Here is a 10,107-nt window from a genome sequence, read left to right as displayed (position 1 = left end):
GGACTTTCACTGATGCTTGTAACAACTCATCGTCTGTATCTCAAATTATTACGGTAAGTGATACTATTGCTCCGGTAACACCTCAAGCGCCTGCTGCTGTAACTGTAGCTTGTGCTGATGATATTCCTGCAATGATTTCCTTAACTGCTACTGATAACTGTAATGATACAATTACTGTTGAAGGTGTTGACGCTATAACTCAAGGAGATTGTCCTAACTCGTTCACTGTAACCAGAACTTGGACTTTCACTGATGCTTGTAACAACTCATCGTCTGTATCTCAAATTATTACGGTAAGTGATACTATTGCTCCGGTAACACCTCAAGCGCCTGCTGCTGTAACTGTAGCTTGTGCTGATGATATTCCTGCAATGATTTCCTTAACTGCTACTGATAACTGTAATGATACAATTACTGTTGAAGGTGTTGACGCTATAACTCAAGGAGATTGTCCTAACTCGTTCACTGTAACCAGAACTTGGACTTTCACTGATGCTTGTAACAACTCATCGTCTGTATCTCAAATTATTACGGTAAGTGATACTATTGCTCCGGTAACACCTCAAGCGCCTGCTGCTGTAACTGTAGCTTGTGCTGATGACATTCCTGCAATGATTTCCTTAACTGCTACTGATAACTGTAATGATACAATTACTGTTGAAGGTGTTGATGCTGTTGCGCAAGGAGATTGTCCTAACTCGTTCACAGTAACCAGAACTTGGACTTTCACTGATGCTTGTAACAACACTTCATCTGTATCTCAAATTATTACGGTAAGTGATACTATTGCTCCGGTAACACCTCAAGCGCCTGCTGCTGTAACTGTAGCTTGTGCCGATGATATTCCTGCAATGATTTCCTTAACTGCTACTGATAACTGTAATGATGCTATCACTGTACAAGGTGTTGATGCTATAACTCAAGGAGATTGTCCTAACTCGTTCACTGTAACTAGAACTTGGACTTTCACTGATGCTTGTAACAACTCATCGTCTGTATCTCAAATTATTACGGTAAGTGATACTGTTGCTCCGGTAACACCTCAAGCACCTGCTGCTGTAACTGTAACTTGTGCTGATGATATTCCTGCAATGATTTCATTAACTGCTACTGATAACTGTAATGATGCTATCACTGTACAAGGTGTTGACACTGTAACTTCTCAAGGAGATTGTACTAACTCGTTCACAGTAACCAGAACTTGGACTTTCACTGATGCTTGTAACAACTCATCTTCTGTATCTCAAATCATTTCTGTTATTGATACTGTTGCTCCGGTAACACCTCAAGCACCTGCTGCTGTAACTGTAGCTTGTGCTGATGATGTACCTGCAATGATTTCATTAACTGCTACTGATAACTGTAATGATGCTATCACTGTACAAGGTGTTGACGCTATTACTCAAGGAGATTGTCCTAACTCGTTCACAGTAACCAGAACTTGGACTTTTACAGATGCTTGTGACAACTCATCTTCTGTATCTCAAATTATTACAGTAAATGACAATGTAGCGCCAACTTTTGTTGATGTTGCTCCGGCAGACACTACAGCTTCTTGTGATAACATTCCAAGTCCGGCGGTATTAACTGCTATTGACAACTGTAGCGCTGCCTCGGTAACTATGACTCAAACAACCATTCAAGGAAACTGTCCTTCTAATTACCAATTAGTAAGAACTTGGACTGCAATTGATGGTTGTGGAAATACAGCTACTACTGTTCAAACAATAACTGTTTCAGACACTGTTGGTCCAGTATCTAACACTCCATTATTGGTGAAAGTAGATGCTACTTGTGACAATATTCCGGCACCTCAAAACATAGTATTTACTGACAATTGTTCAGAAGTTGGAACACCTGTATTCACTGAAACACAGTCAGAAGTTGTTGACGGAGTATATACTATTACCAGAACATGGGTTGTATCTGATGCTTGTGGTAACTTATCACAAACTTACACTGAATATGTATATGTGTCTCAAATTGCTGATGTCATAACACTTCCGGCTTTACAATTGAGTAATGGTGACGATGTAAATACATCATTAGACGCTTTATTACCTACAGGTGTTAGCGGTGGAACTTGGACTAATGTTGATAATATTGGAGGTTTTGACCCAATTAACAACACATTCAATCCATTCGAAATTACACCTGGTGAATACTTGTTCAGTTATACAATAAATGATGGTCCTTGTCCTACAAGATATGAAGTTCTTATAATTATTGGAGCTGTTGCGCCTTGTGAAGCCATTATCATTCACAATGCCTTTACTCCAAATGGTGACCAATGGAATGAATATTTTAACATAGAAAATATTGAAGACACTGCTTGTTATCCAACAAATAATGTTCAAATTTACAACCGCTGGGGAGTTTTAGTTTATGAAACTAAAAACTATGACAACAATACCCGTAAATTTATAGGTATCTCTGAAGGTAGAGTGACTGTAAATAGATCTGAAGAATTGCCAACCGGAACTTATTTCTACATCATTGAGTGGACAACAAGTGAAGGAAATAGAGTAACTAAAGACGGATATTTATACTTAACCAGATAAACCTACTAACTCCTGAGGGCCTAAAAACCCTCAGGATAAATTAAGAAAATATGAGAACAAAAATTTTAATTTTCGCTTTGATGTTAACGTGTTACACTGGTTTTGCTCAACAAGACGCACAGTATACCCAATACATGTATAACACGATCAATATCAATCCCGCTTATGCAGGGTCGAGAGGAGTTATGAGTATTTTCGGTCTACATCGTACCCAATGGGTAGGATTAGACGGAGCACCAACAACTAACGCTTTTTCTATTAATACTCCTATTAATAATAGTAATTTAGGTGTTGGTTTGTCTGTTGTAAGTGATAAAATCGGTCCCACCAGAGACAATACAATTTCAGCAGACTTATCATATTCTATACAAACATCTGAAACCTATAAATTGTCATTTGGTATCAAAGCCAGTGGAAATTTATTCAACTTAGATGTAAATGATTTAAATCCGGCAGATGCAGGCGATCCAAATCTTCAGAATTTCAACAATGACTTTTCACCAAATTTTGGTGCCGGTATCTATCTACATTCTGATAAATTGTACTTCGGTCTTTCGGTTCCTAACTTTTTACAAGACTCTAAATACAATGACAATGAAGTGGCCGTTTTCCAAGAAAGAATGAATTTTTATGCTATTGGAGGGTATGTATTCGACATTTCTCCTTCGGTTAAATTTAAGCCAGCCTTCTTGACAAAATTAGTAACCGGTTCACCGCTTCAAGTAGATGCTTCAGCTAACTTTTTATTCTTTGATAAGTTGATGCTTGGCGCAGCTTACCGTTGGGATGCTGCAGTAAGTGCCTTAGCCGGTTTTCAAGTAACTGATGGCTTATTCATCGGTTACAGTTATGATAGAGAAACTACTCAATTGAAAAACTATAACTCTGGTTCCCATGAGGTGTTTATTCGTTTTGAGTTGTTCAATAGAGTTAGCAAATTGGTATCACCTAGATTCTTCTAATACACAACGATCATGAAAAATAAAATTATATATTTAGTACTATTAACTTTCGCTGCTGTGAACAGTTATTCACAAGTTGGTAAAACAGAAGTAAAAGGTAATAAGGAGTATGATAAATACGCCTACATTGATGCTATTAAGACTTACGAACGCATTTATGAAAAAGGATATAAATCTCCGGACATGTTGCTTAAAATTGGTAACGCTTACTATTTTAATGCCGAATTAGAAAAAGCAAACAAATGGTATAGTGAGCTATATGCAACCAATCCTGACCAAGAACCGGAATTTTATTATCGCTATTCCCAAGCTCTAAGAGCCGTTAAAGACTATGCTAAAGCGGATGCCATGATGGCAAAGTTTAATGATAAAAGTGGAAACGATTCAAGAGCTAAAATTTTCTCTAAAAAGAAAGATTATTTAGCCGAAATCAAAAAGAATTCAGGTCGTTATAAAATTGAAGATGCCGGAATCAATTCTAAGTATTCTGATTACGGACCGGCTTACATGGGCACAAAAGTAATTTTTACTTCTGCTCGTGATACCGGAAACTTCTCTAAAAGAATTCACACTTGGACAGGTCAATATTTCACTAACCTTTACAGTTCAAACTTAGGCGAAGACGGTGGATTAACCGGTGTAGATAAATTTGGTAAAAAAATCAATACTAAATACCACGAAGATACTCCTGCCTTTACCAAAGATGGGAAAACAGTTTATTTCACCAGAAATAACTATTTAGACGGAAGAGGTTTTGATGCCAATAAAGTAACTTTATTAAAAATCTATAGAGCTAATCTTGATGATCAAGGTAAATGGGTTAACATAACTCCTTTAGCTTTCAATAGTGATAGCTACCAAGCAGCTCATCCTGCCCTATCTCCAGATGAAAAAACATTGTATTTTGCTTCAGATATGCCGGGAACTTTTGGACAATCGGATCTTTTTAGAGTTAAAATCAACGAAGACGGAAGCCTAGGAACTCCTGAAAATTTAGGCAAATCAATCAATACCGAAGGTAGAGAAACTTACCCTTTTGTTTCAGAAGACAACGAATTATACTTTGCCTCTGACGGCCAACCTGGTTTAGGTGGTTTAGATGTATTTGTAACCAGAATTCCTAAAGATGGTAGCCTTAACTTTAAAGATGCTTTAAATATAGGTGAAGAAGGAAACAGTTCTAAAGATGATTTCGGATTCATTATCAATTCTAAAACTAAAAAAGGTTTCTTAAGCTCTAATAGAGATGGCGGAAAAGGAAGCGATGATATCTATAAATTTGTAGAAACTCGCCCTATTTTCTGTGACCAAATTCTTTTTGGAGTGGTTACTGATGAAGATACTAAAGCCGTACTACCTAATACTAAATTGGTATTAATGGATGAAAAATTCAATAAGTTAAAAGAAACTGTTTCTGATGCTGAAGGAAAATATGAATTCTTAGACGTTGAATGCGGCGTTAAATACTATGTAAACGCTTCGCTTGAAGATTATGAAACCAAAGAAGTTGCAGTTATTATCGGTTCTGATTCAGGAAAAACTGAGTTGAATATCGAACTTAAAACCAAAACTTGTCGTGTGAAAATTGGTGACGATTTAGCGGATTGTTTCAAGATCAACATCATCTACTTCGACTTAGACAAATGGAATATTCGTCCGGATGCTGCAGTTGATTTAGCTAAGTTGTTAGATGTATTGAACCAAAATCCATCAATGAAAATCAACATTCGTTCACACACAGACAGTCGTGCTTCACATGCTTACAACGAAAAATTATCAGATAGAAGAGCAAAATCTACCAGAGATTGGTTAATCAAAAAAGGGATTGCTGCTGATCGTTTAACTTCTGAAGGTCTAGGTGAAACCGAATTGGTTAACAAATGTGCTGATGGTGTAAAATGTTCTGAAGAAGAACACCAACTTAACAGACGAAGTGAATTTATCATCACAAGTTTATAATTCTTTTAACTTTATAATTTACTCAAAGCACCCTTTTTCGGGTGCTTTTTTTTATATTTGAAACATGAAAATTACCAAACTATTCAACGATTTCTTTAACAGCGAAAAAGCAGGTGGATTTATCCTAATTGGCTGTACTATAATTTCTTTATTGTTAACCAACTCTATTTGGGGAGAAGAATACCTAGGCATTTGGCACCTACAAATGGGTAGTCATTCTTTTGAACATTGGATTAATGATGGTTTAATGACCATTTTCTTTTTACTGATTGGACTAGAACTAGAAAGAGAAATCTATGCCGGAGAATTATCTAATGTTAGAAATGCAATGCTGCCAATATTCGCAGCTTTAGGCGGAATGGTTGTACCTGCCGGATTGTATTTATTTTTAAATTATGGGACCGATACCCAATCCGGAGCCGGAATTCCGATGGCTACTGATATTGCTTTCGCACTGGGTATTCTATCTTTATTGGGAAATAAGGTGCCTATTTCGTTAAAAATATTTCTAACCGCTTTGGCCGTTATCGACGACTTAGGAGCTATTTTAATCATTGCTATTTTTTATACCAAAGATTTAGTTTGGAGTAATTTACTAATTTCCTTAGGCATTTTTGCTTTTTTACTTGTATTGAACAGACTTAAAGTTCGCAACCTCATTCCCTACCTAACCCTTGGAGTTGTCATGTGGTATTTCATGTTGAATTCCGGTGTTCATGCTACCATTACCGGAGTTTTATTGGCCTTTGCTATTCCTTTTGGAAACGGAAATAAAAAATCGACTTCTTATATATTACAACACTTTTTACACAAACCGGTTGCCTTTTTCATCTTACCTTTATTTGCCTTAGCCAATACTGCCATCATCTTAAACTCTGATTGGCACTATGCTTTGAGTCACAATTACACTTTGGGAATTGCTTTGGGATTAGTTGTTGGAAAACCTGCCGGAATATGGTTATTTAGTTATTTGGCGGTAAAACTAAAAATAACCAAACTTCCAATAGAATTGAATTGGAAATCCATTTTTGGCGTCAGCTTTTTAGGCGGTATCGGTTTTACCATGTCAATCTTCATCACTCTTCTAGCCTTTTCCGACGGAGAACATATTGATAATTCTAAAATCATGATTCTAGTGTCATCCTTAATTGCCGGTTTAATAGGTTTAGTCTATCTGAAAATGAATCTAAAAAAACAAAAAACAAAACATTAATACCATTTCTTCTTTTTGAAATAATAAATCATACCAAATAACAAAAGGAACATAAATCCTATAACATAGAAATAACCGTATTTCCAATGTAATTCGGGCATGTTGTCAAAGTTCATCCCGTAAATACCAACTATAAAAGTTAAAGGCATAAAGAATACTGAAACCACAGTGAGTGTTTTCATAACTTGATTCAGCTTTTGATTTTGGGTTGAAAAGTAGAAACTGGAAGCGCTTTCAAGCGAAGTTAAATCGTATTCAATTTGTTCCAAAAGCTCTAAACACTTTTGATGTAAACGCGAAAAGAAACTATAATTTTCAGATTCGATAGCGTTGAAAACATCATCGTCTTTCATACTTTTGATGGAATACAGTGAATCACGTAACGGAATAATTGAACGTTTTAAAAAGTTGAAATTATCGCGATGCTTTTCAATTTGTTCCAAAATCTCCGGATTGGTACTGGTTTTTGACACATCAATCAACTTTTCAACACTACTTTCTTCATTCTCAATTGTGATATAAAAATTCTCCATTACAGCATCCAATAACAAATACAACAGGTAATCTGCTTTTTTATCTCGCACAATTCCGGAATGAGTTCTGATACGTTCTCTGATGTGGGTAAAAAAGTCACTTCGCTTTTCTTGAAAAGAGACCAAAATACCATTCTTCAATAAAAAACTAATTTGCTCCACACTGATATTATCAGTATTTTCAATGGGCAACAAAGACTTAATATTGAAAAACAAAATGTCGTGGTATTCATCAAGCTTAGTTCGTTTGGTTGTATTTAAAATATCTCCCAACATGAAATTATCCACCTTGAGAAAATCTCCAACCGATTTGATAACTTCAGTATCGTTCAAGCCATGAATATTGAGCCAATTCACTTTTGACAATTCGAAACACTTGCCTAATTGATTTTGGTTAAATTCATTATACTCAGTCAAATCATCGGTATCATAAACAAACAACTGCATTTCTGTTTTGGTTTGCTTGTGAATTCCGGTGTAATCCAAAAATGTGGGTTGAACTTTCTTCCCTTTTTTATATTTTATTTTTCTCACGAACTCTAAATTTGTTTAAAATTAAGCATATTTATTTTTTTCAAAGTATTTTTACCAAAAATCATTGTATGCAAACGTTAATCATCAACATCAAAGAATTACTGCAAGTAAGAGAAACCAACATTGACAAAGTTTCCGGAAGTGAAATGGCCATTTTGCCATCGATTAAAAATGCCTTTCTTTTGATTGAAAATGATACGATTGTAGCTTTTGGGTCGATGCATGATTGTCCCAAAATCAATGTTGATAAAACGATTGATGCCACAGGAAAAATTGTTTTACCGAGTTGGTGCGACAGTCACACACACATCGTTTATGCCGGAAATCGCGAGCAAGAATTTGTGGATAGAATCAATGGCTTATCTTATGAAGAAATTGCCAATCGCGGCGGAGGAATTCTGAATTCGGCCAAAAAACTCAACGAAACTTCCGAAGAGGAAATCTACAATCAATCCAAAAAACGGTTAGAAGAAGTTATTCAACAAGGTAGCGGCGCGGTCGAAATTAAATCGGGTTACGGTTTGACAGTTGATGGCGAATTAAAAATGTTGCGTGTCATTAAGAAATTAGCCCAAAATTATCCGATTGCTATTAAAGCTACTTTCCTTGGAGCTCACGCTTTTCCTATAGAATATAAAGAAAACCATTCGGGTTACATCGATTTAATCATTGATGAGATGTTACCCCAAATTGCTGAAGAAAAACTAGCCGATTATATTGATGCCTTTTTAGAAACAGGATATTTTTCCGTTGAAGAAACCGAACGCATCATGGAAGCCGGAAAAAAATATGGTTTGCCTTCCAAAATACATGTCAACCAATTCACCGCCATCAATGGTATTGCTGCTTGTGTAAAGCACAACGCACTTTCTGTAGATCATCTAGAAATTATAACCGATGAAGATATTGAAGCCTTAAAAAACACTGAAACCATTGCAGTGGCTTTGCCTAGTTGTTCATACTTCATCAGCATTCCTTATACTCCGGCGAGAAAAATGATATCAGCAGGCTTGCCGTTAGCTTTGGCATCCGATTTTAATCCGGGCACAACACCTTCAGGAAATATGAATTTTGTAGTAGCAACAGCATGTATCAAAATGAAAATGACTCCAGAAGAAGCCATCAATGCAGCGACTATCAATGGTGCTTATGCTATGGGATTGTCAAAAACGCATGGAAGTATTACGATTGGAAAAACAGCAAACTTGATTATTACCAAACCTGTTAATTCTTATTACGAATTGCCCTATGCCTTTGGTAGCAATTTAATTGAGCAAGTGATTCTGAGGGGAAAAGTTATTGCATAAAAAAAGTCCCGATTGCTCAGGACTTCCATTTCTATTAATTGATTAAGGTTTATCGTAGAGAAAAGCTGCTTTTAGAAACCAACTCGCCTTTGTCAAATACGTTTACAAAGTAAGTTCCTTTAGCAAAATCTTTACCTGGTAATTGCTCTTTCACATTTACAGTTTGGTTCTCATATTTCACAGTGGTAGTAAAACTGTAAGTTAATGAAGTATCGCCGAATGAAATGGTAGCTTTATCTCCTAAAACATTGTTTTTAGCATCAATTACTTGAACGTAATAAACTTTGTCTCCTGATTTAGCAATTTTATTTTCAGCGATAGTAAAACTAATTTGCAGCAAATCAGCTCTACTGGCTTTGTCTGTTTCAATTTGTTTTCCGGAACTTCTTTGTTTGTAAGCGGCTGTTTTCAAATTCGTAACCGTAAGTTTTGAACCTTTTTCAACTGTTTTAGCCAATTCTTCATTTTGTCCAACTAATACTTGATTGTATTTTTTAGAATCTTCTAAAACCACTTTAGTGCTGTCTAAATTGGTCGTTAACTCTTGGTTTTGAGTTTTTAAAACAGCCACTTCTTGCATCAGATTTTTCATCTTTTGCTCCATTTGTTTAAATTGGTCTTTGTATTTTCTTAAAGAAGCGTTATCGCCCTTAGCGGTTTTTAATTCGGTCATCAATTTAACCACTTTATCTCTTTCGGCTATTAACTCATCTGACATTGAAGTGTTCTCAGCTATTGCAGCATCATAAGTAACTTTTAAGGCTTCCAAGTCTTTTAAAACATCATCTTTTTCAGATTTTGTTTCAACAACTGTAGTTTCCAAAGCTTTTGCATCTGATGTCAATTTGAAAATATAAACCAAACTTCCGACTAATAATATAGCTAAGATGGCTATGATTGCTTTAAGTTTAGAATTACCATTTTGATTTTCCATAGGTTATGATTTTAATTTTAACAAAAGTAATAATATAAAGTAATAATATTTATTATAGTAACGTTAAATAAACAATTATATTATATTTTTGAGCAAACATTATT

7 protein-coding genes are annotated in these 10,107 nt (G+C 35.6%); 5 read left to right on the top strand and 2 right to left on the bottom strand.

All coding sequences use genetic code 11. The features are described from left to right. The 4 genes from ACK4R1_RS07505 to nhaA form a co-directional block, all read left to right on the top strand. The coding region (locus tag ACK4R1_RS07505) for a gliding motility-associated C-terminal domain-containing protein (protein ID WP_409685309.1) at positions 1-2,561 on the top strand (2,561 nt) is incomplete at its 5' end. A gap of 50 nt (positions 2,562-2,611) precedes the next feature. Beyond that, entirely contained in the window at positions 2,612-3,523 is a 912-nt protein-coding gene (locus ACK4R1_RS07500; protein ID WP_409685306.1) for a type IX secretion system membrane protein PorP/SprF, read from the top strand. A 12-nt stretch (positions 3,524-3,535) separates the two neighbouring features. After that, positions 3,536-5,482: an OmpA family protein gene (locus tag ACK4R1_RS07495; RefSeq protein ID WP_409685303.1), complete on the top strand. Its 1,947-nt coding sequence runs from the start codon at positions 3,536-3,538 to the stop codon at positions 5,480-5,482. 64 nt (positions 5,483-5,546) lie between these two features. Further along, positions 5,547-6,695, top strand: coding sequence for a Na+/H+ antiporter NhaA (nhaA, locus tag ACK4R1_RS07490; protein WP_409685300.1), 1,149 nt, complete (start codon positions 5,547-5,549; stop codon positions 6,693-6,695). Here nhaA and corA read toward each other — a convergent pair. Next, positions 6,692-7,762, bottom strand: coding sequence for a magnesium/cobalt transporter CorA (gene corA / locus ACK4R1_RS07485; RefSeq protein ID WP_409685297.1), 1,071 nt, complete (start codon positions 7,760-7,762; stop codon positions 6,692-6,694). The genes nhaA and corA overlap by 4 nt on opposite strands. A 68-nt stretch (positions 7,763-7,830) precedes the next feature. Between corA and hutI the strand changes: the two genes are divergently transcribed. Next, positions 7,831-9,069 (top strand): imidazolonepropionase, encoded by a 1,239-nt coding sequence (gene hutI, locus ACK4R1_RS07480; protein WP_409685294.1) that lies wholly within the window; start codon positions 7,831-7,833, stop codon positions 9,067-9,069. Between the two features lie 49 nt (positions 9,070-9,118). On the opposite strand, the gene ACK4R1_RS07475 is transcribed toward hutI, so the two are convergent. Beyond that, positions 9,119-10,003 (bottom strand): hypothetical protein, encoded by an 885-nt coding sequence (locus ACK4R1_RS07475; protein WP_409685291.1) that lies wholly within the window; start codon positions 10,001-10,003, stop codon positions 9,119-9,121. Between the last annotated feature and the right edge of the window lie 104 nt (positions 10,004-10,107).

The sequence above is a fragment of the Flavobacterium sp. genome (genome assembly GCF_046293665.1).
Classification (GTDB): Bacteria; Bacteroidota; Bacteroidia; order Flavobacteriales; family Flavobacteriaceae; genus Flavobacterium.
Note: the sequence above shows the minus strand (reverse complement) of the source record. Positions and strands in the feature narration are given on the sequence as shown.

Excerpts from the sequence above, each read along its gene's own strand:
- ACK4R1_RS07500 (WP_409685306.1), top strand. The coding sequence starts at position 2,612 with ATGAGAACAAAAATTTTAATTTTCGCTTTGATGTTAACGTGTTACACT.
- hutI (WP_409685294.1), top strand. The coding sequence starts at position 7,831 with ATGCAAACGTTAATCATCAACATCAAAGAATTACTGCAAGTAAGAGAA.
- ACK4R1_RS07475 (WP_409685291.1), bottom strand. The coding sequence starts at position 10,003 with ATGGAAAATCAAAATGGTAATTCTAAACTTAAAGCAATCATAGCCATC.
- ACK4R1_RS07495 (WP_409685303.1), top strand. The coding sequence starts at position 3,536 with ATGAAAAATAAAATTATATATTTAGTACTATTAACTTTCGCTGCTGTG.
- nhaA (WP_409685300.1), top strand. The coding sequence starts at position 5,547 with ATGAAAATTACCAAACTATTCAACGATTTCTTTAACAGCGAAAAAGCA.